Source organism: Streptomyces sp. NPDC048172 (genome assembly GCF_043202595.1).
GTDB lineage: Bacteria > Actinomycetota > Actinomycetes > Streptomycetales > Streptomycetaceae > Streptomyces.
In genome coordinates this window covers 317023-341952 of the sequence record NZ_JBIDAT010000007.1, presented here as the reverse complement: position 1 = coordinate 341952, position 24930 = coordinate 317023, and the positions used below count along the sequence as shown (strand labels likewise).

Below are 24930 nucleotides of genomic sequence, written 5' to 3'. Positions count from 1 at the left end.
CGCGCAGTTCCCCGCGCCCCTTCGGGGCGCACCCGTGCGCGGCGCTCTGAAGCAGGCCCCGGAGGGGCCGCTTCAGGGGCGCGGGGAACTGCGCGAGCGACCACGACGGCGCGGCAGTCTGCGACGCACGGGAGGGGGCAGACGCTGCCCAGCGAGGGGCGCGGGGAACTGCGCGACCAGCCACCCACGTACCGACTGGCCGCCACGGGCGGAAAGGGGCACCCCGTGCCCGGCAACGCCGACCTCACGCACCAGCAGTGCCGCTAGGCACAGAACTCGGCCTCGACGAGATCCCTGGTCCCCGAGGACCAGTCCGCGTTGACGTTGAACGCGGCCGTATGCGTGCCGTCCTCCGCGCTGAAGACGGCCGAGCGCGAGCCGTGGATCGTGCCCTCGTGGCCCCAGACCGTGATGCCGCAGGAGAGCGCGCGGGAGGTGAGCCCGAGCCCGTAGCGGTCACCGTTCGCCGCGGGCACGGTGTCCTTCATCTCGTCGAGCTGCCGCGGCGGCAGGAGGCCGCCGGTCAGCAACTCCCGGGCGAAGCGCGTCAGATCGCGGGTGGAGGAGACCATCTCGCCGGAGGCCCCGGCGAGCGAGGGGTTCAGCGACGTCACGTCGTACGTGCGGGGGTGGGGGCCGTAGCCGGTCGCCAGCCGCGAGTACGCGCGCCCGTGCGGGCCCGGTACGCGCGCGGAGGTGCCGGGGAGCGAGGTGTCGCGCAGCCCGAGCGGGCGGATGACGCGGCGCTCGATCTCCTCCGCGTACGGGCGGCCGGTGACGCGCTGGACGATCATCCCGGCGAGGACGAAGTTGGTGTTGGAGTAGCTCCAGCCGTCGCCCGGCGCGAAGAGGCGGGGGCGCTGGAGCGCGGCCGTGGCCAGCACGCGGGGCGTGTAGGTGCGGGTGCGGCCGGAGAGGAAGCCGGGGCCGAAGTTCCGGGCGCGGAAGGCGGGGACGGTCGTGTAGTCCGCGATGCCGCTGGTGTGGCCCAGGAGGTGACGGATCGTGAGCACGTGCGCCTGGTCGCCGAACGCCGCGCCGTACGGGCCCAGCGGCAGGCCCTTCAGCCACCGGCCCACCGGGTCGTCCAGGCGTACCTTGCCCTCGGCTTCGAGCTGGAGCAGCACGGTCGCCACGAAGGGCTTGGTGAGGCTGCCGATGCGGAAGCGGTCGCGCGGCAGCCGCGCGCGGTGGGTGCGGGTGTCGGCGACACCGGACGAGCCCGTCCACCGTCCCGCGCCGTCGTCCGCCTCGCCCAGCACGCCGGGCACGCCGTCCCGTTCGACCGCCGTGTGCATCGCCTCATGGGTGGGGGCATGGCCTCCGTCGGCCGCGGAGGAGGCGGTGACGGACAGCGCGAGCACACTCGCGAAGACGACGAGAGCGGTGAGCGCGGGGCGGAGCAGCGGCATGTGCCGCCACCTTAGTGATCAGTACGGCTCGTGCGCCACACGGCGAGGATCACCAGGGCGCACCCGGCGAACTGGGTCACGGTGGGCCGTTCACCAAGGAAAACGACACCGAGGAAGAGGGCCACGACCGGCTGGAGCAGCAGCAGCGCCGCGCTCGTCACGGGCGCGAGGCGGGCCAGCGCGGGACCGATCAGGATCAGCGCCAGCACCTGGCCGAAGAGCGCCATCACCGCGAGCCACCCCAACGGCCCCCAGCCCGGCGTGAGATCGACGCCCGTCCACAGCGAGCCCAGCAGCCCCGAGGTGATCCCGGCGGCGAGCGTCGAGACGCACACGGGGTGGACGGCGTGCGCCTGCCCGGCGCCGAGCCGGGTGAGGAAGAGGTACCCGGCGAAGGCGACGCCCGCCGTCGCGCCGTAGGTCACGCCGGTGACCGGGTCGCTGCCCGGCTCGGGGTTCCCGATCGCGCCCGAGGCGAGGGCGACGCCCAGCAGCATCACGGGCAGCGTGCGCCAGTAGCGCGCGCCGGGGCGGGTACGGGAGAAGACGAGCGCCAGCAGCGGGAAGACCGCGACCTGGAGGTTGAGCAGCACGGTGGCGATCGAGGAGCCGACGTCCCGGATGCTGGCGACCCAGAAGACGAAGTCGACGCCGAGCAGGGCACCGGCCGCGAAGTCCAGGGCCTGGAAGCGGAGCGGGCGCGGCCCGTACCGCCGGAGCTCCACGAGGGCGAACGGGAGCAGCGCGACCAGGGCCAGGGCGCAGCGCAGGAAGGCGGCCGTGCCCGCGTTGACGCCGGAGAGCTTCACGAACATCGCCGAGGCCGAGATGCAGACCGAGCCCGTCACGGCGAGCAGCACGGGGCTGCGGTCGGCGAGCGCGCCGGTTCCGGGTGGTCCGGCGGGTTCAGGGGGTGTCCGTATCTCCTCCGTGGTCATGACAGCTACTTTGCCGTTGATGACTCACAAGCGAAAGCGACGATTCATGTCCAGTATTCGTTAGCATCGCTTGTGTGTTCAGTCTCGATCGGCTCCGTGCCCTCGACGCCGTCGCCACCCACGGCTCCCTCGCCCGTGCCGCGCGTGCCCTGCACATCACGCCCTCCGGCGTCTCCCAGCAGCTCGCCAAGCTGGAGCGCGAGGCCGGGCACGCGCTGCTGGAGCCGCACGGCAGGGGCGTGCGGCTCACCCACGCGGGCCGCGTGCTGGCCGGGCACGCGGCGCGCGTCGTCACGCAGCTCTCGGCCGCCGAGGCCGACCTCGCCGACCTGGGCGACGAGATACTCGGCCCGCTCCGCCTCGGCGGCGTCGGCAGCTCCCTGCGCACCCTGCTCCCCGACGTGCTCGCCGCCCTCACCGAGGCGCACCCCCGGCTCGTCCCGACCGTGGTCGACGGGGAGGCCGTCGACATGGTGCCGAGGCTCCTCGCGGGCGAGCTGGACCTGGTGCTCGTGGAGAGCTGGGACAGCCGCCCCATGCCGCTGCCCGAGGGTCTCGCCGTACGGACGCTCGTGGCCGAGGACGTCGACGTGGCGCTCTCGGAGCGGCACCCGCTCGCCGACCGGGACAGCATCGCCCTGCCCGAGCTCGACGGCGCCGTCTGGACGACCTGCCCGCCGGGGACCGAGCCGTACGAGGCGCTGGTGCAGGCGCTGCGCGCGCAGGGCCTGGAGCCGGACGTGCGCTATCCCGTCACCGAGTACGCCACCATGCTCGCCTTCGTCGCGCGCGATCTGACGCTGGCGCTGGTGCCGCGCATGGCGCAGCCCTCGTGCCCGCCGGGCGTACGGTTCGTGCCTGTACGCCCGGGGTTGCGGCGCGAGATCCGTGCCGCCTGGCGCGCCCAGGGCGCCAGCCCCTCGGTACGGGCCTGCCTTGAGCTGCTCGGAGCAGAGTGCGGCTGAGGGGCGGCCCCCTGGCGTTCGTTGCCGAATGCGGCACACGTCGTGGCTTGTCGCGCAGTTCCCCGCGCCCCTGACGGGGCACGTCTGCTTCTCCCTTCTGTGCTTGGGAGGTCTGCGCAAGGCGCAGGGCTGGCAAGCGCAGCCCCCGATGCCGGGTACGCGGCGAGCGCCCTACGGCTTACGGAGCAGCAGCTCCACGTTCCGGTCACCCGGACTCCCCGCCAAATCCCTTCGCGCCCCCGGTGCGTTGTACGAGAGCTCGCGGTAGAGCGCCGCCAGGCCCGTCTGGGAGAGGTCCGTGAAGTCCGTGCGGGACGGGGCCGCCGACTCGATCAAGGTCGTCAGGAGGGAGAGCGTGCCGTCGTTGTTGTCGACCAGCTCGACCGTGCGGGCGAGTTGGGGGAAGTCGATGTGGGACGCGGTGCTGATCTCCCAGAGGGAGCCGTGCGGGGTGATCCGGTTGCGGTGGCTGTGGCCGTTGATCCAGCCCACCACGTGCGGGGTGTCCTTCAGGAGGGACAGGAGCTTGTCGCCGCCCTCGGGGGTGGTGGTGCTGGTGTGGTGGCTGAAGATCAGGGCGTAGGAGTCGCGGTGCCGGGCGAGCTGCCGTTCCAGCCAGCGCAGTTGACGGTCGGAGACCTGGCCCTCGTAGTGCCCGTCCCTGCGGGTGGTGTCCAGGCTGAAGCCCATCACGTCGTCGGAGACCCGGAACGCGTAGTGGAGCTGGCCCCGGTCGAGATGGTTCTCCGTGTAGCCGTGGCCCCGCGGTCCCTTGCCGCGCCAGCGGGGCTCGCGCAGCGCCCGTACGTACGCCTCCGGCGTGACCGGCGCGCGTGCCGGGTCCGGGGTGACGGAGCGCATCCGGCGCTTCTGGGCGCGCAGCAGCTCCGCGAAGTGCTCGCCCTTGGGGTCGAGCCCCTTGCGCACCGCCTTCCACATCCGCGCCCCCTCTGCCTCCGGCAGCTCCAGCAGCTTGCGGCCGCCCACGGCGAACTCCCCGAGGAAACGGTTCGCCGAGGCGTAGCAGCCGCCCGGCAGCGCGTCGTGGTTGCCGACCGTCGCGTACCAGGGCAGTGCGAGCCCCGGGCTGGTCACCCCGCGCAGCGCGGCCCGCAGGAAGCCCTCTATGCGCGGGAAGCCCCGCTCCTTGTCGGCGTCCCGCAGTGCCGAGTCCGGCTGCCAGTACGTCCGCAGCCCGCTGTCCTGCACGCCCTCGTACAGCCGCGCGTCGCCCGTGTTCGGGGTGATGCGGCCGCCGCTCATGGCGGTGAGGAACCACTCCAGCTCGGCGCGCGAGTTGTTGTCCGTGTTGTCGCCCGTGGTGATCACGAAGGAGAGCGGCATCCCCGTCGCGGGGCCGCCCGCCAGCGCGTTGACCCGCTCGACGAGTGAGACGGCGCCCGCCACCGACAGCGCCTCCTGCGGGCGCCAGGCGCTCGCGGTCTGGGCGCGCAGGTATTCGTAGCGCAGCGGGTGCTGCACGTCCACCAGGTGCAGATCCGTGAACTGCACGAACCCCGCCAGCGGTGTGCGCCGGTCGGTCCTGCGCCTGTCCGCGCGGGCCAGCTCGGTGCGGACGACCCGCTTCCACGGCGCCCCGGCGGTCAGCCTGCGGTACGGCCCGTCGCCCGTCGGGACCGAGACGGCGGCGAGGGTGGTGCCGCCGTGTGGCGGCCCGGCGGCGGCCGGTGGAGCGGAGGGTGAGGACGGCGCGGACGGCGCCGCGGGCTCCGCCGCGTACGCGTGGGTGGTGCGGGGCGTGCCCGCGCCTCCGGCCCCGTGCGCGGGCGGGGCCGGAGGGGTGTCGAAGAGATCGAGGGCCCCGCCGAGGGCGACAGCGGCTGCTGTCGTCCCCGCGGCGGCGAGGACGGTACGGCGGTCGGGTCCAGGGTGCATCTGCGCTCTCCCGGTGTCTCCCGGTCTCCCGGCGCTGGTCGAGAGGGTGGAACCCCTCCCTCCAGGAGGTTTGGCAGCGCGGGTGACCCTGGCCTGAACGGCTCAGGAACGGTGGCCGCCGGGCAGCGCAACCCGGGGATGGAAGGATGGGCGCGGAAGCTGGGACCGGGACGCTGGAACCGGACAGCACCGACGAGCCGCGAGAGTGGGGAGATCACCAAAGTGCCTGGCACGAATCTGACGCGCGAAGAGGCCCAGGAGCGGGCACAGCTGCTCAGCGTGGACTCGTACGAGATCGAGCTCGACCTGAGCGGGGCGCAGGAGGGCGGCACGTACCGCTCGGTGACCACGGTGGTCTTCGACTCCGCCGAGGCCGGTGCGGCCACCTTCATCGACCTGGTGGCCCCGGCGGTCCACGAGATCGTCCTGAACGGCGAGCGGCGCGACCCGGCGACCGCCTTCGAGGACTCCCGCATCGCCCTGGACGGGCTGGCCGCGGGCCGCAACGAACTCCGCGTGGTCGCCGACTGCGCGTACACCAACACGGGCGAGGGCCTGCACCGCTTCGTCGACCCGGTCGACCAGCAGGCGTACCTCTACACCCAGTTCGAGGTCCCGGACGCGCGCCGCGTCTTCGCGAGCTTCGAGCAGCCCGACCTGAAGGCCACCTTCCGGTTCACCGTGACCGCGCCCGAGGGCTGGACGGTGGTCTCCAACTCCCCGACGCCCGAGCCGCGCGACAACGTGTGGAGCTTCGCGCCCACCCCGCGCATCTCCACCTACATCACGGCGCTGGTCGCGGGCCCGTACCACGCGGTGCACAGCTCCTGGGAGGGCGAGGGCCGCAGCGTGCCGCTCGCGGTCTACTGCCGCCCCTCGCTCGCCGAGCACCTCGACGCCGACGCGATCTTCCGGGTCACCCGGCAGGGCTTCGACTGGTTCCAGGAGAAGTTCGACTACCCGTACCCCTTCGAGAAGTACGACCAGCTCTTCGTCCCCGAGTTCAACGCGGGCGCGATGGAGAACGCGGGCGCGGTCACCATCCGCGACCAGTACGTCTTCCGCTCGAAGGTCACCGACGCGGCCTACGAGGCGCGGGCCGAGACCATCCTCCACGAGCTGGCCCACATGTGGTTCGGCGACCTGGTCACCATGGAGTGGTGGAACGACCTGTGGCTGAACGAGTCGTTCGCCACCTACACCTCCATCGCCTGCCAGGCGTACTCGCCCGACAGCCTCTGGCCCGACGCCTTCACCAGCTTCGCCAACCAGATGAAGACCTGGGCCTACCGCCAGGACCAGCTGCCCTCCACGCACCCGATCATGGCGGACATCCGCGACCTGGACGACGTGCTGGTCAACTTCGACGGCATCACGTACGCCAAGGGCGCCTCCGTCCTCAAGCAGCTCGTCGCCTACGTCGGCATGGACGAGTTCTTCCAGGGCGTCCGCGCCTACTTCAAGCGCCACGAGTGGGGCAACACCCGCCTCTCCGACCTCCTCGGCGCCCTGGAGGAGACCTCCGGCCGCGACCTGAAGACCTGGTCCAAGGCGTGGCTGGAGACGGCCGGGATCAACGTCCTGCGCCCGGAGATCACCACCGCCGACGACGGCACGCTCACCTCCTTCGCCGTCCGCCAGGAGGCCCCGGCGCTCCCCGCGGGCGCCACAGGGCGGTCCACGCTGCGCCCGCACCGCCTCGCCGTGGGCTTCTACGACCTGGACGGGAACGGCAAGCTCGTCCGCACCGACCGGATCGAGCTGGACGTCGACGGCGAGCTGACCGAGGTGCCGTTCCCCGCGGGCCGCAAGCGCCCGGACGTGGTGCTGCTCAACGACGGCGACCTCACCTACGCCAAGGTCCGCCTCGACGCCGAGTCCCTGGCCGTCGTCACCCAGCACCTGGGCGACTTCGCCGAGTCGCTGCCCCGCGCCCTGTGCTGGGCCTCCGCCTGGGACATGACCCGCGACGCCGAGATGGCCGCCCGCGACTACCTCGACCTGGTGCTCTCCGGCGTCGGCAAGGAGTCCGACATCGGCGTCGTCCAGTCCCTCCAGCGGCAGGTCAAGCTCGCCCTCGACCTGTACGCGGCGCCGGAGTGGCGCGAGACGGGCCTCGCCCGCTGGGCCGACGTCACCCTGGAGCAGCTGCGCGCCGCCGAGCCGGGCAGCGACCACCAGCTCGCCTGGGCCCGCTCCTTCGCCGCCGCGGCCCGTACGGACGCGCAGCTCGACCTGCTGGCCGGGCTGCTCGACGGCAGCGAGACCCTGGAGGGCCTCGCCGTCGACACCGATCTGCGCTGGTCCCTGCTCGGGCGGCTCGCCGCCACGGGCCGCGCGGACGAGCCGGAGATCGCCGCCGAGCTGGAGCGGGACGCGACCTCGGCGGGCGAGCGGAACGCCGCCTCGGCCCGCGCCGCACGCCCGACCGCCGAGGCCAAGGCCGAGGCGTGGGCCGCGGCCGTCGAGAGCGACACCCTGCCCAACGCGGTGCAGGAGGCCGTCATCGGCGGCTTCATCCAGACCGACCAGCGCGACCTGCTCGCTCCGTACACGGAGAAGTACTTCGCGGTCGTCAAGGACATCTGGGAGAAGCGCAGCCACGAGATGGCGCAGCAGATCGCCCTCGGCTTCTACCCCGCGCTGCAGGTCTCGCAGGACACCCTCGACGCCACCGACGCCTGGCTGGCCTCCGCCGAGCCGGGCGCCGCGCTGCGCCGCCTGGTGACCGAGTCCCGCGCGGGCGTCGAGCGGGCGCTCAACGCCCAGAAGGCCGACGAGGCCGCCGGCCGCTGAGCCGTCGGGCTGTCCGCCCCTCGCCGAGACACGCATCGGCCCCCGGGTTCGCTACCGGGGGCCGACGTGTGGGGGAGGTGGTGCCAGGTGCGGAGCCGCTACGACTGAGTCGTACGGCCTACTCGTACGGCCTACTTGCCGAACGCCACCTTGTCGAAGGCGACGCCCGCCACGCCGTTCGCCCAGAGCTGCTCGACCTGAGCGCTCTCGTCGGCGTTCGGCTTGTCGTTGGTGCAGGACGGGCCGGGGCCGCCGCCGGACATCAGCTGCTCGCACGGGCCGTCGTACGTGTCGGGCAGGCCGAGCACGTGGCCGGTCTCGTGCGCGACGACGCGGTTGGAGTCGTACTCCTCGTTCTGCGCGTAGTCGAGGAAGATGTAGCCGTTCCCGTGGCCGTCCGTCGAGGCGTAGGAACCACGCGGGTCGTCGCCCTCGCGGTAGTCGAACGAGCCGCCGCTGCCCTCCTTGAGCTGGACGTTCTTCACCGCCGAGTTCCAGACGGACGTGCTGTTGGCTATCTGGTCCTTGAACTTCGGCGCGCCGCTGGCGTCGTACGTGACGGTGACTTCCTGGATGCCCGGCTTCGCCGCCTGCTTCTTCAGGGCGTCCTTGACGACGGCCTTGAAGAACTCGTCGTTGGCCTTCTGGCTCTCACCGGTGTAGCCCTGGACCGTGGCCTTCTCCGGGGCCGCCGGGGTGTGCCCGTCGTCGGCCGAGGCGGGCACGGCGCCCAGGCCCAGGCCCACGGTCAGTGCGAGTCCGGCGGTCGCCGCCAGGGCAGAGTTGCGGTGTCTCATGGGGGGTCTCCTACTCGTCCGGGCCGGCGTCCGCGCTGTGGGGGTGGTGCGGGTGGGGGGCGGTGCCGGTCCCTCCGGATGGGATCCTGCTGACGGAGAGTCTGTGCGAGAGCGGGGCCGCGCGGATGATGCCAAGTGGCGATAGGACCGTGCAATCACCTGATGCGTGCCGGACGTTCGCGGCACCGTGATATCTGGTGTGGCGTGCGTGAGCGCCGTTATGCTCCCGCCTGTGGAGCTCGAAGTGAGGCACCTTCGTGCGCTGTGTGCGATCGCCGATACGGGCAGCGTGCACAAGGCGGCCCGCCAGCTGGGCATGACGCAGCCTTCCCTGACGACCCAGCTGCGCCGCATAGAGCAGGCCATCGGCGGCCAGCTCTTCTCCCGCGAGCGGACGGGCAGCAGGCCGACGCCCCTGGGCCGTACGGTCCTCACGCGTGCCCGCCCGATCGTCGCCCAGATGACCACGCTGGTCACCGAGGCGCGGGACGCGGCGGGCCGGGGCGCGGCCGGGGGAGACGCGCGGCTCCGGCTGGGCAGCACCGGCAGCCGAGCCGTTCCCGGCTGGCTGCGCCGCCTGCACGCGCGGCTGCCGGACACCGACATCACGTTCCAGACCGACGTCTCCGCCAACACCCTGCTGCGGATGGTCGCGTCCAACCAGCTCGACACGGCCTTCGTGCACGAGGTCGAGGGCTCGCCCCTGCGCGTCCCCGACGGGGTCGAGCTGCGCGTCCTGGTGCACCGTGAGCCCCAGTTCGTCGCGCTGCCCACCACCCACCCCGCCGCCGCGCGCACCGCGCCGAGCCTTTCCGATCTCGCGGACGACCAGTGGATGGTCGACCCGACCGTGGACGGCGACTGGGACGGACTGCGCCGCGTCTTCTCCGAGGCCGGGCTCGATCCCCGCGTCGTCTACGGGGACTATCTGACGGCCGCCGACCTCGTCGCCGCGGGCGAGGTCGTCACCCCCTGCCAGCCCACGTCCCGCACGAGGCCCGGCATGGCCATAAGGCCCCTGCGCGGCGACCCCCTGGGCGTGCGCCTGATGGTGGCGTTCCGCGCCGGATGGGGCCTCGGCGCGGAGGGCGAGGCGGTCTTCGGCGACCTCCGCGCGGCGTACGAGGAAGTGGCCTGGAGCAGCGAGGCGTACCGCCGGTGGCTCCACACCCGCCGCGAAGGAGCGGTACTCCCCTTCGTGGCCTGACCCCTTCTCCCCTTCCGGCTTCCGGGCTGCCCCTTGCGCGCCGCTGCCGCCTGCGGGCGCGTCGTGCTCGCTCGCGCAGTTCCCCGCGCCCCTGAGGTTGCCGTCTCACGCTGCCGTGCGCACGCGGCGGAGCCGCAGATCGGCCCGGTCCCGCGCCCCTCGAAACGCGCCCCGAAGGGGCGTCGTTTCAGGGGCGCGGGGAACTGCGCGGCCAGCCACGGCGCATCCGCACTCGCGCACGCACCTCAGGGGGCTGTCACAGTGGGCTCACCCGGCGTCGGCATCCGCGCGCTGCGCGTCAAGCGCTCGGGCGAGGTCGTCGCGGGACTCCAGGACGAGGCGGCGCAGAGCGGGGGCCGAGGACTCATGGTCCGCCAGCCACGCGTCCGTCGCCTCCAGGGTCTCCGAGGTCGTCTGGAGCGCGGGGTACAGACCCCGCACGATCGCCATGCCGATCTCGATCGACCGGCTCTCCCAGATCGACTCGATGACCTCGAAGTACCGCCCGGCATAGGGAGCGATCAGCGCACGCTGATCGCGACCGGGCTGGGTGAAGCCGCTGATCGTCGCCTCGACGAGCGCGTTGGAGAGCGTGTCCGACTCGACGACCGAGGCCCAGGCCTGGGCCTTGACCGCCGCCGAGGGGCGTGCCGCCAGGCAGCGGACCTGGTGCCGCTTGCCCGAGGCCGTGTCGTCGCGGGACAGCTCGGCGCGGAGCGCCTCCTCGTCCGCGAGCCCCTCGGCCGTCAGCGTCTCCAGGAACGTCCAGCGCAGCTCCTGGTCGACTTCGAGGCCGTCGACGCGCCCCGTACCGGCCAGCAGGCCGGCGAGCAGGCGCAGCTCCTGCTCGCCGCCCGCGACCGCGGAGAGGAAGCGCGCCCAGGCGAGCTGGTGCCCGCTGCCGGGCTCGGCGCGGCGCAGCTCGGAGACGGCGCCCTCGGCGAGGAGCCGCGCGCCCTCCTCGCGCCACGCGGGCGCCGCGTACATGTCGAGGGCGAGCCTGGTCTGCGCGTGCAGCATCTGCAGCACGCCGATCTCGCTCTCGGCGCCCGCGAACCGCAGCACCAGCCGGATGAAGTCCCGCGCGGGCATCAGCCCGTCCCGGGTCAGGTTCCAGACCGCGGACCAGCACACGGCGCGGGCCAGGGGGTCGGTGATCTCGCCCAGGTGCTCGCGCAGGGTGGCGAGGGAGACCTCGTCGAAGCGGATCTTGCAGTACGTGAGGTCCTCGTCGTTGACCAGCACCAGGTCGGGCCGCTCGGAGCCGACGAGCTCCGGCACGGACGTACGGGCGCCGGAGACGTCCACCTCCGCGCGCGCGTACCGCTCCAGGGTCCCGGCGGCCGGGTCGCGGCGGTAGAGGCCCACGGCGACGCGGTGCGGGCGCAGCTCGGGGTGCGAGGCCGAGGCCTCCTGGAGGATGGCGAGTTCGGTGACGCGGCCCCGCTCGTCGTAGGTGAGCTGGGGCGTCAGCGTGTTCACCCCCGCCGTCTGGAGCCAGGCCTTGGCCCACTCGCCCATGTCGCGTCCGGAGGTCTCCGCCAGGACGGAGAGGAGGTCCTCCAGGCGGGTGTTGCCCCAGGCGTGGCGCTTGAAGTAGCGGCGGGCGCCCTCCAGGAAGGCGTCCTGGCCCACGTAGGCGACGAGCTGCTTGAGGACGGAGGCGCCCTTGGCGTAGGTGATCCCGTCGAAGTTGAGCTTGGCGTCCTCCAGGTCGCGGATGTCGGCCGTGACCGGGTGGGTGGAGGGGAGCTGGTCCGCGCGGTACGCCCAGGACTTGCGGCGGTTGGCGAAGGTGATCCAGCCGTTGGTGAAGCGGGTGGCGTCGACGAGCGCGAAGGCGCCCATGAAGTCCGCGAAGGACTCCTTGAGCCACAGGTCGTCCCACCACTCCATGGTCACCAGGTCGCCGAACCACATGTGCGCCATCTCGTGCAGGATGACGTTGGCCCGGCCCTCGTAGGACGCCTGGGTGACCTTGCCGCGGAAGACGAACTCCTCGCGGAAGGTGACGCAGCCCGGGTTCTCCATCGCGCCGATGTTGTACTCGGGCACGAACGCCTGGTCGTACTTCCCGAAGGGGTACGGGAAGTCGAAGTGGTCGTGGAAGAAGTCCAGGCCCTGCTTGGTGACGGTGAAGATGTCGTCCGCGTCGAAGTGCTTCGCGAGGCCCTTGCGGCACAGCGCGCCGAGCGGGACCTCCAGCTCGGTGCCGTCCTCGAACGTACGGCGGTAGGTGTCCGAGACGTAGTGGTACGGGCCCGCGACGACGGCCGTGATGTACGTCGAGATGGGCTGGGTGCGGGCGAAGCGCCAGATCGCGGAGCCGTCGTCCAGGAGCTGGGGCTCGCCCTCCCGCGCCCCGTTGCTGAGCACCGTCCAGCGCGCGGGCGCGGTCACGGTGAAGTCGAAGGGGGCCTTGAGGTCGGGCTGCTCGAAGTTGGCGAAGACCCGGCGCGCGTCCGCCGGTTCGTACTGGGTGTAGAGGTACGTCTCGCCGTCCTCGGGGTCGAGGAAGTGGTGCAGGCCCTCGCCCGTGCGGCTGTAGGCGCACTGGGCGTCGATCGTCAGCTCATTGGTGGCGCGCAGGTCGGGGAGGGCGACGCGGGTGCCGTCGAAGACCTCCTCGACCCGGAGGGACTCGCCGTTGAGGCGCACCGAGTGGACGTGCGGCGCGATCAGGTCGGCGAAGCTGGTGGCGCCCTCCTCCGCGCAGTCGAAGCGGACGGTGGTGGTGGAGCGGAACGTGCGCGGACCCTCGGACGGCGGCGGCGCGGTCGCGGACCGCAGGTCCAGGGCCACCTCGTACCCGTGCACCGTCAGCAGTCCGGCCCGGCGCCGGGCCTCCTCGCGGGTCAGGTTCTCTCCGGGCACAGCGCGGCTCCCTCTTCTCTGCTTCGGATGGGTCGTCTCGCATCGTGAACGACGTCGATCAGCATCGCACGGGCCGGTGACACGACACATCGGGGAATGCGCCCCGGCGCGACCGCGTTGCTCCGCTCAAGGTGCCTATTGTTGGCGAGGCCGGAAGCGCCCCGCCCGTACGAGGAGAAACCGTGTCGGAAAAGACGCCCGCTGACTTCTGGTTCGACCCCGCGTGCCCGTGGGCCTGGCTGACGTCGCGCTGGATGCTGGAGGTGGAGAAGGTGCGGCCGGTGGAGGTCCGCTGGCACGTCATGAGCCTCTCCGTCCTCAATGAGAACAAGCTGGACGAGCTGCCGGACTGGTACCGCGAGTTCAACCTGAAGGCGTGGGGCGCGGTGCGCGTCTGCATCGCGGCCGAGCAGAAGTACGGGAGCGAGATCCTCGGCCCGCTCTACACGGCGCTCGGTACCCGTACCCACAACCGCGGCGAGGGCCGCGGCCGTGACGTGATCGAGGCCGCGCTGGAGGAGGTGGGCCTCCCCAGGAGCCTGGCCGACGCCGCGGAGAGCGAGGAGTACGACGAGGCGGTGCGCGCCTCCCACAAGGAGGGCATCGACCTCGTCGGCCAGGACGTCGGCACCCCCGTGATCGCCGTGCCGGGCCCCGAGGGCGAGCAGATCGCCTTCTTCGGGCCCGTGGTCACCCCGGCGCCCAAGGGGGAGGCGGCGGCGAAGCTGTGGGACGGCACGCTGCTGGTGGCGTCCACGCCGGGCTTCTTCGAGATCAAGCGCACCCGCGACAAGGACCCGATCTTCGACTGACGCCCGCCGCGAGCGCCCGGGAATGACCGAGGGGGCCCTGTGTGTCACGTCCACACAGGGCCCCCTCTTCTTGCCCGCCCGCCGTGAAGGGTGAGAAGACGATCACGAGGAGCGGGAAGTCCGGGTCCGGATCCGTACCGGTACGGCTATGGCTACGGTTACGGGGCCAGCAGCAGGTTGTTCGCGCGCTCCTTGGCGGCGTTGTAGCGCTTGGAGACGTCCTGCCAGTTCACGACGCGCCACATGGCCTCGACGAAGTCGACCTTCTGGTTCCGGTACTGCAGGTAGAAGGCGTGCTCCCAGGCGTCGAAGACCAGGATCGGGACCGAGCCCTGGCCCACGTTCCCCTGGTGGTCGTAGACCTGCTCGACGATGAGGCGACCGGTGACCGGCTCGTAGGCGAGCACGCCCCAGCCGGAGCCCTGCGTCGTGGCCGAGGCCTTGGAGAGCTGGGCCTTGAACTTGGCGAAGGAGCCGAAGGACTCGGCGATGGCGTCCGCCAGCTCGCCAGTGCCGTCCTTCTCCAGGGGCTCGCCGCCGCCGTCACCGGTCATGTTCTGCCAGTAAATGGTGTGCAGGATGTGGCCGGAGAGGTGGAACGCGAGGTTCTTCTCCAGGCCGTTGATGTTGCCCCACGCGTCCTTGTCACGGGCTTCCTCAAGCTGCTCCAGGGTGTCGTTCGCCCCCTTCACGTACGCCGCGTGGTGCTTGTCGTGATGCAGCTCGATGATCTCGCCGCTGATGACCGGCTCCAGTGAGGAGTAGTCGTACGGCAGCTCCGGCAAGGTGTAGATGGCCATGCGCTCTCACCCTTCGCTAACGCTATTGCACATTACTTGCAAGAAGAAGGTAGCAGCAACTGCATACGAAAAAGCGGAGCAGCCCCCTCGGAGGGGGACTGCTCCGCTCGTCCATTCGTCCTAGGCCGCGGGGCCCGGTGACGCCAGGTCAGCTCTGTGCCGAACGCTCCTCCGAGCTCTCCTCCGTGCCCTGCTTGGCGCGCTGCCGGAGGTACCCGGCGACGGCCAGCACCACCGTCAGCCCGGCCGTGAACGCGAGCTGCGTACGGGTGTCGCCCTCGCGCAGCATCAGCAGCAGCACGGCGGCGATGCCCGCCAGCGCCACGATCGTCAGCCCCGGGAAGAGCCACATGCGCACCACGAGCTTCTCCGGCGCCTCACGCTCCAGCTGACGCCGCGTGATGAGCTGCGAGACCGCGATGAAGCCCCACACCACGAGCGTGGCGGCGCCCACCATGTTCAGCAGCCACCGGAAGACCGTCTCCTCCCACAGGAAGTTCAGCAGCACGGCGACGAAGCCGAAGAAGGAGGAGGCGATCACCGCGTACCGGGGCACGCCCGCGCCGCTCAGCCGGTTGAGGAAGGCCGGACCCTCGCCCCGCTCGACGAGGGAGTACGACATGCGCGAGGCGCCGTAGATGTTCGCGTTCATCGCGGAGAGCAGGGCGATCAGCACCACGACGTTCATGATCTGCGCCGCGGCGGGGATGCCGATGTAGTCGAGCACCGCCGCGTACGGGCCGTCCAGCACCGACTTGTCGTCCCAGGGGATCAGCGTGACGATCACCAGCATCGAGCCGACGTAGAAGATCGCGATGCGCCAGACCGCCGTACGGACCGCCTTCGCGACGCCGGAGACCGGCTTCTCGGACTCGGCGGCCGCGATGGTGACCGTCTCCAGGCCGCCGAAGGCGAAGACGGAGGCGAGGAGTCCGACGATCAGCCCGTCCGTACCGGCGGGGAAGAAGCCGCCCTCGCCCGTCAGGTTCGCGGAGCCCGGCGCGTCCGTGCCCGGCAGGGCCCCCGCGATCGCGAGTATGCCGAGCACCAGGAAGGCGACGATCGCGACGACCTTGAGGGTGGCGAACCAGAACTCGTACTCGCCGAAGTTGCGCACGGAGGCGAGGTTCGTGGCGCAGAAGACCACCATGAACAGCGCGACCCACATCCACGACGAGGTGTCCGGCAGCCAGCCGGTCATGATCTTCGCGGCGGCCGTCGCCTCGGTCGCGATCGCGACGCACAGCAGCGTCCAGTAGATCCACCCGGCCGTGAACCCGGCCCACGGGCCGAGCGCCCGCTCCGCGTGCACGGAGAACGAGCCCGAGGCCGGACGCGCCGCCGACATCTCGCCGAGCATCCGCATCACGAGCATCACCAGCAGCCCGGAGGCCGCGTAGGCGAGCACGATGGACGGTCCCGCGGCGGCGATCCCGGCGCCGGAGCCCACGAAGAGCCCGGCCCCGATCACTCCGCCCAGGGCGATCATGGACAGATGGCGTTGCTTGAGGCCGTGCGAGAGCGTCCGCTGTGCGGGGTCGCCCGGGGATTCGGAGTCCTGCGCCGACGGCGCGTGGGAGGACTCGGTACGCGTCATGAGGGAGCCGTTTCTGAGGGGTCGGTGCGGGGACGTGATGTTGTTGTGCTCGCATCAGTCTCGGCAGCCGCTCCCAGGACTTCAATAATCGTGCACCGCATTCCGGGATACGGACATGATCGCGGCTCCACGCTCACCCGGCACAGCCGGAATTATGGCTTCCCTCAAGGTCCGGGCGCCGATTTTGTCACCAAGCTCACGGCCGTACCCCGCCCGGCTTCGGCTAGCGTCGAACGGTCCGAACGACCGCCTACGACCGCCCATGGACGGAGACGCCCTGATGAGTGCCCTCACATCCGCCGCCGTAACACCCCGACCCGGAGCCGTGCTCGCCGATCTGCTGCCCGCGACGAGCACCGCGGCCCGCGCCCGCGGGCGTGAGATAGCTCTCGTCGTCGGCGGCGCGGCCCTCACCGGCCTCGCGGCGCAGATCTCGGTGCCCGTCCCCGGCTCGCCCGTGCCCGTCACCGGGCAGACCTTCGCCGCGCTCCTCGTCGGCGTCGGCCTCGGCGCCCGCCGCGGCTTCCTCTCCCTGGCGCTCTACGCGCTCGCGGGCATGGCGGGCATGCCCTGGTTCGCCGAGGGCACCTCCGGCGTGGGCATGCCCTCGTTCGGCTACGTGCTGGGCATGCTGCTCGCCGCCACCGTCGTCGGTGCACTCGCCCGTCGTGGCGGCGACCGCGGCGCGCTGCGTACGGCGGGGACCATGGCCGCCGGAATGGCCGTCACCTACGCCATCGGCGTCCCCTACCTCGCGCTGGCGACCGGCATGTCGCTCAGCGAGGCCGTGGCCGCCGGGCTCGTCCCCTTCCTCGTCGGCGACGCGCTGAAGGCCGCGCTGGCCATGGGCGCGCTGCCCGCCGCCTGGAAGCTGGCCGGCCGCCGCGACTGAGCCGGGGCCGGGGTTGTGTTGGGGGCGTCATAGACTCCCCGGTATGCGCGTGTACCTCGGCTCCGATCATGCCGGTTACGAACTCAAGAACCACCTCGTCGAGTGGCTGCGGGAGGCGGGCCACGAGCCCGTGGACTGCGGCCCCCACATCTATGACGCCGACGACGACTACCCCCCCTTCTGCCTCCGCGCCGCCGAGCGCACGGCGGCGGACGAGGGGGCCCTCGGCATCGTCATCGGCGGCTCCGGCAACGGTGAGCAGATGGCCGCGAACAAGGTGAAGGGCGTCCGCTGCGCCCTCGCCTGGAGCGAGGAGACGGCCGCGCTGGCGCGCGAGCACAATGACGCCAACGTCGTCAGCGTGGGGGCGCGGATGCACACCACGGAGGAGGCGGTGAAGTTCGTCGACACGTTTTTGCGGACGCCGTTCTCTGAGGGCGACCGTCACATCCGTCGCATCCGGATGCTGTCCGACTACGAGGAGACGCGGGACCTCCCGCCGATCCCGGCCCACCACCCGAGCCCGGACCAGGCCTAGCCCCCGGAGCGCCATCGCCGGGCGCGGGCACGTTGTGGCTGGCCGCGCAGTTCCCCGCGCCCCTGAAGCGCCCCTCCGGGGCTGCTTCAGGGGCGCGGCGCCCGCTGCGCGGCGCCCGCTGCGCGGCGCCCGCTGCGCGGCGCCCGCTTGAGGAGAGGGTGCGTCTGCTCCTCCCTTCTGTGCTTGGGAGGTCTGCGCGAAGGCGCAGGGCTGGCAAGCGCAGCCCCCATGCCGGGTAGCTGCACGTAAGAGGAGGAGTGAAGGTGCCCGAGGGTCACACTCTGCACAGGCTCGCTGGCGAGTGCCGGGCGCGGTTCGAGGGCCGCAGGGTCCGGGCGAGCAGCCCGCAGGGCAAGTTCGCCGACGGGGCCGCACTCCTCGACGGCCAAAAAATGACCGGCACGGAGGCTCACGGCAAGCACCTTTTCCTCGGCTTCGGACCCGCCGGCTGGGTCCACATCCACCTCGGCCTCTACGGCACGTTCCGCTTCGGTACGGGACCGGCCCCGGCCCCCGTGGGCCAGGTGCGGCTGCGGCTCGCGACGCCGGAGGACCACGCGGACCTGCGCGGCCCCACCCGCTGCGAGCTGATCACCGAGGGCGAGAAGGACGCCGTCCACGACCGACTCGGGCCCGACCCGCTGCGTCCCGCCTCCGACCCCGAGGCCGCCTGGGCACGCATCTCCCGCAGCCGGACGACCGTCGCCGCGCTGCTGATGGACCAGAAGATCGTCGCCGGGGTCGGCAACGTCTACCGCGCCGAGGTCCTCTTCCGGCACGGCATCGACCCGTACCGCGCGGGCCGCGATCTGACCCGCGCCGAATGGGACGCGATCTGGTCCGACCTCGCGACCCTGATGCGCGAGGGCGTACGCACCGGGCGGATCGACACCGTACGGCCCGAGCACACGCCCGAGGCCATGGGCCGCCCGCCGCGCGTGGACGACCACGGCGGCGAGGTGTACGTCTACCGGCGCGCGCACCAGCCGTGCCACCTGTGCGGCACCGAGGTGCGGACGGCGGAGCTCGCCGCCCGCAACCTCTTCTGGTGCCCGAGCTGCCAGCGCCGCTAACTCTTCAGAAGCCGTGCGGCAGCCACGGCTCCACATCGCCGCGGAACGCCGTCGACGCCTCCCGCAGGGCGCCCTCGCTCCCGCGCACCCGTCCGGCCCCCGCCAGCGCGCTCAGCGGGATGCCGCCCAGGAAGACCGCGCCCAGTTCCCGTACGTTCAGCGTGAGGTCCGCCGCGTCCCGCGTCGGCGCGCACTGCGCGCCCTTCGCGTCGCCCGAGAGCCGCCAACGCCCCGTGTTCCACGGGCAGAAGGCGTCCTCCACCTCGAACACGACGTCCACCGGCACCGCGTACGTCCGTGCCGCCAGGGCCGCGCCCACGTCGACGAGCCGCACGTACAGCCCGTCGTTCCAGTGCGGCGCGCACCGGCGGAGGTTGCTCACCATGTGCAGCCACGGGTCGTCGAGCGGGCGGCCCGTCATGCTCAGCGTCGAGGCGAGGTCGAGGGTGAAGACATAGCGCCACAGCGCGCCGTGCGCCGCCGGGTCCACGGCGTCCAGGTCGCGCAGCACCACGGTGGCCCGCGGCAGCTCGTACTCGTCCCAGGCGGGCTTGACCGCGTAGCGCGCGTACCCCACCAGTTCGCCGTTCCGCTCGGCCGTCACGCAGCGCAGGGGGCTGGCGCCCTCGCGCTTGGCCTCGGGGTCGAGGTACGTCAACCGCTCCCAGCCGGGCAGCCGTTCGAGCATCCCCGGGCGGCGGGGGACCAGGCGTCCGTACAGCTCCTCGCACGCCTCGCTCACCGACGCCGGGTCGTGCGTGAGGCGCAGCCGGACGTCGTCCGCGCCCTCCGGGACGTCCAGCGAGACCCTGCCGAGGTCGACGGTGGCGGCCAGCTCGCGCGACGCCAGCCCGTAGCCGAACCGGCCGTAGATCTCCGGCTCGGAGGCGGTGAGCGTCGCCAGCGGCTCGCCGCGCTCGCGGACGTCGTCCAACTGCCGCCGCATGAGGGAGCGCAGGAGCCCGCGCCGCCGGTGCGTGGGGGACACGCTCACCATCGTGACGCCCGCCGTCGGCACCGCGGCCCCGCCCGGGACCGTCATCCGGAACGAGAACGCCCCGGCCGTCGCGACGGCCTGGTCCCCGTCCCAGACCCCGAGCCCGCGGTCGGCTTCCGTCAACTCGCGGTACACGTCCCGCTCCTCGGCGGACTCGGCGACGCTGAACGTCCTCAGCAAATTGTCGTACCAGCCGTCCCACTCGGCGGGGCGGAGCGTCCGGAGTTCGGTTGTCATACATCCATGCCTACCAGCGCAATCGTGGCCCGGCGAACGTATTTCCGGCTACGCCTGAGCGTCTGCACGTGCGTCTGCACGGCCCGCCGTGGCCGGACGGCGTGCCGGGAATCGACGCGCCACCGAACGGGTGGATAAGGTCCCGGGGCATGGCGGAACGCCGCGCGGGACCCTCACCCCTGACGGCCCGGTTGCATCACGCGCACAAGGCGCTGCACCGGGTCCGTACAAACCTGCGCCGGTCCGCCGTCGACTACTTCCGCGGCGGCGCCTCCGACTGGGTCGCCTTCGCCGGACTGCTGCTCACCATCCCGGCGCTGACCTGCGCCACCGTGCTCACCCCGCTGTGGTGCGCGCCGGAGGCACTGGTCCTGCCGATCATCGCGGGCGGGCTGCTGCTGCGGCCCGCCAGCCTGCTCGCGCTCTATGCGGCCGCCGCCATCGCGCTGATGGTCGAGTCCGTGCTGCTCGGCCCGTACGAGGACGGGGCCGCGCGTGTCACTCCAGGCACCATCCTGGTCGTCGCGGCGGCCGGGCTCTCCGGGCTGCTCGTCGCCCAGTTCCGCAGCCGCGTCGGGGTGCCCTGGCGGCGCGGCGGCACCATGCTCTTCGACCTGCGCGAGCGCATCCGCGTCCAGAGCAAGCTGCCCAAGCTGCCCGCCGGCTGGCACCGGGAGATGGCGCTGCGGCCCGCGGGCGGACAGTCGTTTTCGGGCGACTTCGTCGTCGCGGCGCGCACCGGGCCGGGCAATCGCACCCTGGAGGTCGTCCTCACCGACGTCTCGGGCAAGGGCATGGACGCGGCCTCGCGCGCCCTGCTGCTCTCCGGCGCCTTCGGCGGGCTGCTCGGCTCGCTGCCCCCGCACGCCTTCCTCCCCGCCGCCAACGGCTATCTGCTGCGCCAGTCCTGGGAGGAGGGCTTCGCGACCTCCGTCCACCTCGTCCTGGACCTCGACAGCGGCGACTACGAGCTGCTGTCCGCGGGCCATGTGCCCGCGATGCAGCTCAACGCGGGCAGCGGGAAATGGGAGGAGAAGGCCGCCGAGGGCCCGCTCCTCGGGGTCTACGACGGGGCGCAGTTCGACCCCGCCAAGGGCACGCTGCGCCGCGGCGACGTCCTGATGCTCTTCACCGACGGGCTGGTCGAGACGGCCGAACGGGACCTCACCGAGGGCATGGACCGGCTCACCGGAGAGGCCGACCGCTACGTCGCCTCCAGCTTCCACGGCGCCGCCTGGCACTTGATCGAGTCCGTCGCGCGCGACGTCAACGACGACCGGGCGCTGCTCCTCATCTGCCGCGACTGAGGCCGCGACCGAGGTCGCGACCGAGCGGGTGACCGGGGGTTTACCCCACCCCGGATCCGGCAGCAGCCGCCATGGTCCGTACCGCCCCCCGCTCCGTACGTTCGTGAACGTCAACGAATCACGGTTCACGGACCACGGACCACGGACCACGGACCACGGGCCACCGGCTCCACACGGCCGGTACAGGAGAGGCGGACTCACCCATGCGGCTGCGTTCGAAGCGCGAGACCACGGACGGCGCCGGGAGCGCGGCGCACGCGCAGGCGTACGCGCAGCCGCCGTGCGCCGTGGAACTGCGGGGCGTCACACGCCGCTACGGCCGCGCGCGCGGCACCGTGCACGCCGTGCGCGGCATCGACCTCGCCCTCCCGCACGGCAGCTTCACCGCCGTCATGGGCCCCTCGGGATCCGGCAAGTCGACGTTCCTGCAGTGCGCCGCCGGGCTCGACCGGCCCACCAGCGGCGTCGTACGGCTCGGGGGCACCGAGATCACCTCGCTCAGCGAGAACAAGCTCACCGCGCTGCGCCGCACCCGCCTCGGCTTCGTCTTCCAGCACTTCAACCTGCTGCCCTCGCTCACTGTCGAGCAGAACGTGCTGCTGCCCCTGCGGCTCGCCGGGCGCCGTCCCGACCGGCGGCGCGCGGCCGAGGTGCTGGGCCAGGTCGGGCTGGGGGAGTACACCAGGCGCCGTCCCGGGGAGATGTCCGGCGGCCAGCAGCAGCGCGTCGCGCTCGCCCGCGCGCTCGTCACCGCGCCCGACGTGATCTTCGCGGACGAGCCGACCGGCGCCCTCGACACGACCACGGCCGCCGAGGTGCTGGGCCTGCTCCGGCACGCCGTGGACCACCTCCGGGCCACCGTCGTCATGGTCACCCACGACCCGGCCGCCGCGGCCTGGGCCGACCGCGTGCTCTTCCTCGCCGACGGCGTCCTCGCGGACAGCCTGGAGCGCGAGGGCGGCCACGGCACCCCGGCCGCCGCCGAGCGGATCGCCGCCCGCATGACGGCGCTGACCGCGCCGCGCGCCGCCGCCGGGGCCCCCGCGGGGACCCCGCACACCACGGACCGGGTCGCCGCCTGATGCCGAATCCCCGCTCGTTCGTCCCCAACGGCCTCGCCCGCGCGGCCGTCCGCTTCAAGCCCGCCTCCTTCGCGGGCACCTTCGTCGCGCTCCTCATGGCCTCGATGATCATCTCGGCCTGCGGCTTCCTCGCCGAGTCCGGCGTCCGTGCCTCCGTGCCGCCCGAGCGGTACGCGGAGGCGCCCGTCGTCGCCACCGCCGACCAGAAGGCGCATCTGATCACCGGCAAGGGCGAGGACCGTGCCGACGAGGGCGTCATGCTGCCCGGCACCGCCCGCCTCGACGCCGGGCCCGCCGTGCGCGCGGCCCGGGCCGTGGACGGCGTCGCCCGCGCCGTGCCCGACGTCACCTTCGCGCTGCGCCACGGCGACACCACTCTGACCGCGCACGGCTGGGGCTCCCACGCCTTCACCGGCGCCCGGCTCACCAGCGGCTCCGCGCCCCGTACGGCCGACGAGGCCGTCGTGGACGCGGCGACCGCCGAGCGGCTGCGCGCCCGGCCCGGCGACCGGATCGCCCTCACCACCCCGCACGGCGACCGGAAGGTCCGCGTCTCCGGGATCGCCGCCGCCAAGGGCAGCGGGAGCGGGGCAGGGCAGGGGCCCGCAGTCTGGTTCACCGACCGGCGGGCGATGGCGCTGGCCGGGCACCCCGGCAAGGCCGACGCGCTCGCCGTGCTCCCCGAGCGCGGCGCCTCGGCGGGGGCCGTCGCACGGGCCCTGAAGGACGACAAGGCGTTCGACAAGGCCACCGCGTCCAGCGGCGCCTCGGTCCGTACCGGCGACGGGCGAGGCGAGGCCGAGGGCTCCGACGTCGGCTACGCGAAGGAGGCCCTGGAGGGCCTCGGCTTCTCCTTCGGCGGCATCGCCGCGCTGACCGCCGTCTTCACCGCCTCCGGCACCGTCGCGCTCTCCGTCGCGCAGCGCCGCCGCGAGTTCGCGCTGCTCCGCGCGATCGGCGCGACGCCGCGCCAGATCCGCCGCTCGATCGCCACCGAGGCGCTGTTCGTCGCGCCCCTCGCCGGGCTCCTCGGCTGCCTGCCAGGACTGGCCCTCGCCCGCTGGTGGTTCGGCGAACTGCGCTCGCGCGGCGCCGTCCCCGAGGGCGTCGAGCTCCATACGTCCGCGATCCCCGTCTGGAGCGCGGCCGGGACCGTCGTCGGCACCGCGCTGCTCGCCGGGTACATGGCCGCGCGCCGCCCCTCGAAGATCAAGCCGGGCCAGGCGCTCGCCGAGTCCGCCGTCGAACGCTTCCGGCCCGGCGTCGTCCGTACGCTCCTCGGCGTGGCCGCCCTGGTCGGCGGCCTCCTGCTGGCCCGCCTCGCCGCGACCGAGGGCGGCGAGGACGCCGCGAACCTCGCCCTCGGCGTCGTGATGTGCCTGATGCTCGCCGTCGCGCTGCTCGGGCAGTACCTCGCCAAGGCCTGCTCCTGGCTCCTCGGCCTTCCGCTGCGCGCCGGATCGGCCTCCACGGAGCTGGCAGCGGCCAACTCCTGGGCCCACGCCCGCCGACTGGCCTCCGCCGTCACGCCCGTCGTGCTCGCCATGGCCTTCTGCTCCACGCTGGTCTTCCTGCAGACCAGCCAGGACAGGGAGACCGAGGTCCAGCAGCGCGCGGGGATGCGCGCCGACCACATCGTCAGCGGCGGCGACACCGGCCTGCCCACGACCGCAGCGGCCCGCGCCGCCGAGGCGCCCGGCGTCTCCGAGGCGGTCGGCGTCCTGCGCACCCAGGTCCTGGTCAAGGTCCGCTCCGGCGGGGAGCCGCTCCTCCAGTCCGCCGAGACCCAGGGCGTCGGCGGCACCGGCCGCGCGCTCGCGCGCGTCCAGGACCTCGACGTGCGCGAGGGCTCCCTCGACGGGCTGCGCGCGGGCACCGTCGCGCTCGACCGGCTCCTCGCCAAGGGCGCGGGCGCCCACCCCGGCGACCGCGTCCGCCTCACCCTTCCGGACGGCACCGAGACCCGCCCCAGGCTCGCCGCCGTCTACGCCCGCGGTACGGGCCTCCCGGCGGTCACCCTGCCCCGCGCCACCCTGGCGTCCCATGCGGACTCGGAGTACGACAGCGAGGTGCTGGTCCGCGAGGCGCCCGGCGCGGACGGCGCTGAGGTGGCGCGGTCCCTCGCGCCGCTGGGCGACGTCGCCGACCGCGACAGCTACGCGCAGGCCCTGGACAGGGACCGCGCGGTCAACGCCTGGGGCAACATGACCATGGCCGCCGTCCTCGCGGGCTTCGCCGCGGTCGCGGCCGCGAACACCCTCGTGATGACGATCGCCGAGCGCCGCCGCGAACTGGGCACGCTGCGCCTCATCGGCTCCACCCGCCGCCAGGTGCTCCGCATGGTGCACTGGGAGGCCGTCCTGGTCGCGATCTCGGGCATCGGGCTGGGCACGGCGATCTCCCTCGCCACGCTCGTGCCCATGATCGACGGCCTCTTCGACGCGGACCCGTACGTCCCTCCGGCGCTCTACGCCGCCTTCGCCGGGTCGGTCCTCGCCCTCGCCCTCCTCTCCACCACGCTCCCGGCCCGCAACGCCCTGCGCGCGGTGGCCCGGACCCGCTGAACCCGCTGAACCCGCTGAGCGGAAGGGGTGAAACAGCCGTGAAAGGGGAACCCGGTATCCTGGCCCGCGGTTTGTCGCACCGGCGACGGCGAGAAGAGGGAGGTGGTCCGCGATGCGCAGTGAGCCTCCTAGTCGACCACCCCGGT

18 protein-coding genes are annotated in these 24930 nt (G+C 72.8%); 10 read left to right on the top strand and 8 right to left on the bottom strand.

Annotation, left to right across the window (positions count from 1 at the left end):
* Nucleotides 1–263: 263 nt before the first annotated feature.
* Both ACGF3A_RS30980 and ACGF3A_RS30975 read right to left on the bottom strand, forming a co-directional pair.
* Nucleotides 264–1412, bottom strand: a complete 1149-nt coding sequence (locus tag ACGF3A_RS30980) for a serine hydrolase domain-containing protein (protein WP_393733691.1) — start codon at nt 1410–1412, stop codon at nt 264–266.
* 11 nt (nt 1413–1423) lie between these two features.
* Nucleotides 1424–2350 carry a DMT family transporter gene (locus ACGF3A_RS30975; RefSeq protein ID WP_393733690.1) on the bottom strand — a complete coding sequence of 309 codons (927 nt, stop codon included), beginning with the start codon at nt 2348–2350 and terminating at the stop codon, nt 1424–1426.
* A 74-nt stretch (nt 2351–2424) separates the two neighbouring features.
* Between ACGF3A_RS30975 and ACGF3A_RS30970 the strand changes: the two genes are divergently transcribed.
* Nucleotides 2425–3315: a LysR family transcriptional regulator gene (locus tag ACGF3A_RS30970; RefSeq protein WP_393733689.1), complete on the top strand. Its 891-nt coding sequence runs from the start codon at nt 2425–2427 to the stop codon at nt 3313–3315.
* 171 nt (nt 3316–3486) lie between these two features.
* Here the strand turns inward: ACGF3A_RS30970 and ACGF3A_RS30965 are convergent, their stop codons facing one another.
* Nucleotides 3487–5211, bottom strand: coding sequence for a TIGR03767 family metallophosphoesterase (locus ACGF3A_RS30965; protein WP_393733688.1), 1725 nt, complete (start codon nt 5209–5211; stop codon nt 3487–3489).
* Between the two features lie 222 nt (nt 5212–5433).
* Between ACGF3A_RS30965 and pepN (ACGF3A_RS30960) the strand changes: the two genes are divergently transcribed.
* Nucleotides 5434–8007 carry an aminopeptidase N gene (gene pepN, locus ACGF3A_RS30960; protein ID WP_393733687.1) on the top strand — a complete coding sequence of 858 codons (2574 nt, stop codon included), beginning with the start codon at nt 5434–5436 and terminating at the stop codon, nt 8005–8007.
* A gap of 131 nt (nt 8008–8138) precedes the next feature.
* Here pepN (ACGF3A_RS30960) and snpA read toward each other — a convergent pair whose 3' ends face one another.
* Nucleotides 8139–8804: a snapalysin gene (gene snpA / locus ACGF3A_RS30955; RefSeq protein WP_393733686.1), complete on the bottom strand. Its 666-nt coding sequence runs from the start codon at nt 8802–8804 to the stop codon at nt 8139–8141.
* Nucleotides 8805–9024: 220 nt separating this feature from the next.
* Here snpA and ACGF3A_RS30950 point away from each other — a divergent pair, with 220 nt between their 5' ends.
* Entirely contained in the window at nt 9025–10011 is a 987-nt protein-coding gene (locus tag ACGF3A_RS30950; RefSeq protein WP_393733854.1) for a LysR family transcriptional regulator, read from the top strand.
* A 267-nt stretch (nt 10012–10278) separates the two neighbouring features.
* Here ACGF3A_RS30950 and pepN (ACGF3A_RS30945) read toward each other — a convergent pair whose 3' ends face one another.
* Nucleotides 10279–12885 (bottom strand): aminopeptidase N, encoded by a 2607-nt coding sequence (pepN, locus tag ACGF3A_RS30945; protein WP_393733685.1) that lies wholly within the window; start codon nt 12883–12885, stop codon nt 10279–10281.
* Between the two features lie 182 nt (nt 12886–13067).
* Here pepN (ACGF3A_RS30945) and ACGF3A_RS30940 point away from each other — a divergent pair, with 182 nt between their 5' ends.
* Nucleotides 13068–13697 (top strand): DsbA family protein, encoded by a 630-nt coding sequence (locus ACGF3A_RS30940; RefSeq protein WP_393733684.1) that lies wholly within the window; start codon nt 13068–13070, stop codon nt 13695–13697.
* A gap of 158 nt (nt 13698–13855) precedes the next feature.
* Here ACGF3A_RS30940 and ACGF3A_RS30935 read toward each other — a convergent pair whose 3' ends face one another.
* A complete protein-coding gene (locus ACGF3A_RS30935; RefSeq protein ID WP_393733683.1) occupies nt 13856–14497 on the bottom strand; it encodes a superoxide dismutase in 642 nt (213 codons plus the stop codon).
* Nucleotides 14498–14645: 148 nt separating this feature from the next.
* Complete coding sequence (locus ACGF3A_RS30930; RefSeq protein WP_393733682.1) at nt 14646–16094, bottom strand: amino acid permease; 1449 nt, start codon at nt 16092–16094, stop codon at nt 14646–14648.
* 280 nt (nt 16095–16374) lie between these two features.
* Between ACGF3A_RS30930 and ACGF3A_RS30925 the strand changes: the two genes are divergently transcribed.
* The 3 genes from ACGF3A_RS30925 to ACGF3A_RS30915 all read left to right on the top strand — a co-directional run bounded on the left by ACGF3A_RS30925 (nt 16375) and on the right by ACGF3A_RS30915 (nt 18597).
* Nucleotides 16375–16986 (top strand): biotin transporter BioY, encoded by a 612-nt coding sequence (locus ACGF3A_RS30925; RefSeq protein WP_393733681.1) that lies wholly within the window; start codon nt 16375–16377, stop codon nt 16984–16986.
* Nucleotides 16987–17029: 43 nt separating this feature from the next.
* The gene (locus ACGF3A_RS30920) at nt 17030–17524 is read left to right on the top strand and encodes a ribose-5-phosphate isomerase (RefSeq protein ID WP_393733680.1); all 495 of its coding nucleotides are present in this window, start codon (nt 17030–17032) and stop codon (nt 17522–17524) included.
* A 263-nt stretch (nt 17525–17787) separates the two neighbouring features.
* The gene (locus tag ACGF3A_RS30915) at nt 17788–18597 is read left to right on the top strand and encodes an Fpg/Nei family DNA glycosylase (RefSeq protein ID WP_393733679.1); all 810 of its coding nucleotides are present in this window, start codon (nt 17788–17790) and stop codon (nt 18595–18597) included.
* A 4-nt stretch (nt 18598–18601) separates the two neighbouring features.
* Here ACGF3A_RS30915 and ACGF3A_RS30910 read toward each other — a convergent pair whose 3' ends face one another.
* Nucleotides 18602–19831, bottom strand: coding sequence for a GNAT family N-acetyltransferase (locus ACGF3A_RS30910; protein WP_393733678.1), 1230 nt, complete (start codon nt 19829–19831; stop codon nt 18602–18604).
* 149 nt (nt 19832–19980) lie between these two features.
* Here ACGF3A_RS30910 and ACGF3A_RS30905 point away from each other — a divergent pair, with 149 nt between their 5' ends.
* The 3 genes from ACGF3A_RS30905 to ACGF3A_RS30895 all read left to right on the top strand — a co-directional run bounded on the left by ACGF3A_RS30905 (nt 19981) and on the right by ACGF3A_RS30895 (nt 24784).
* Nucleotides 19981–21138 (top strand): PP2C family protein-serine/threonine phosphatase, encoded by a 1158-nt coding sequence (locus tag ACGF3A_RS30905; protein ID WP_393733677.1) that lies wholly within the window; start codon nt 19981–19983, stop codon nt 21136–21138.
* Between the two features lie 203 nt (nt 21139–21341).
* A complete protein-coding gene (locus ACGF3A_RS30900; RefSeq protein WP_393733676.1) occupies nt 21342–22220 on the top strand; it encodes an ABC transporter ATP-binding protein in 879 nt (292 codons plus the stop codon).
* The gene (locus tag ACGF3A_RS30895) at nt 22220–24784 is read left to right on the top strand and encodes an ABC transporter permease (RefSeq protein WP_393733675.1); all 2565 of its coding nucleotides are present in this window, start codon (nt 22220–22222) and stop codon (nt 24782–24784) included. Before ACGF3A_RS30900 ends, ACGF3A_RS30895 begins: the two co-directional genes overlap by 1 nt.
* Nucleotides 24785–24930: the final 146 nt, after the last annotated feature.

Coding starts and splice junctions, on each gene's coding strand:
- ACGF3A_RS30980 (WP_393733691.1), bottom strand. CDS start 1,412: ATGCCGCTGCTCCGCCCCGCGCTCACCGCTCTCGTCGTCTTCGCGAGT.
- ACGF3A_RS30975 (WP_393733690.1), bottom strand. CDS start 2,350: ATGACCACGGAGGAGATACGGACACCCCCTGAACCCGCCGGACCACCC.
- ACGF3A_RS30965 (WP_393733688.1), bottom strand. CDS start 5,211: ATGCACCCTGGACCCGACCGCCGTACCGTCCTCGCCGCCGCGGGGACG.
- snpA (WP_393733686.1), bottom strand. CDS start 8,804: ATGAGACACCGCAACTCTGCCCTGGCGGCGACCGCCGGACTCGCACTG.
- ACGF3A_RS30950 (WP_393733854.1), top strand. CDS start 9,025: ATGCTCCCGCCTGTGGAGCTCGAAGTGAGGCACCTTCGTGCGCTGTGT.
- ACGF3A_RS30935 (WP_393733683.1), bottom strand. CDS start 14,497: ATGGCCATCTACACCTTGCCGGAGCTGCCGTACGACTACTCCTCACTG.
- ACGF3A_RS30930 (WP_393733682.1), bottom strand. CDS start 16,094: ATGACGCGTACCGAGTCCTCCCACGCGCCGTCGGCGCAGGACTCCGAA.
- ACGF3A_RS30925 (WP_393733681.1), top strand. CDS start 16,375: ATGAGTGCCCTCACATCCGCCGCCGTAACACCCCGACCCGGAGCCGTG.
- ACGF3A_RS30920 (WP_393733680.1), top strand. CDS start 17,030: ATGCGCGTGTACCTCGGCTCCGATCATGCCGGTTACGAACTCAAGAAC.
- ACGF3A_RS30910 (WP_393733678.1), bottom strand. CDS start 19,831: ATGACAACCGAACTCCGGACGCTCCGCCCCGCCGAGTGGGACGGCTGG.
- ACGF3A_RS30905 (WP_393733677.1), top strand. CDS start 19,981: ATGGCGGAACGCCGCGCGGGACCCTCACCCCTGACGGCCCGGTTGCAT.
- ACGF3A_RS30900 (WP_393733676.1), top strand. CDS start 21,342: ATGCGGCTGCGTTCGAAGCGCGAGACCACGGACGGCGCCGGGAGCGCG.
- ACGF3A_RS30895 (WP_393733675.1), top strand. CDS start 22,220: ATGCCGAATCCCCGCTCGTTCGTCCCCAACGGCCTCGCCCGCGCGGCC.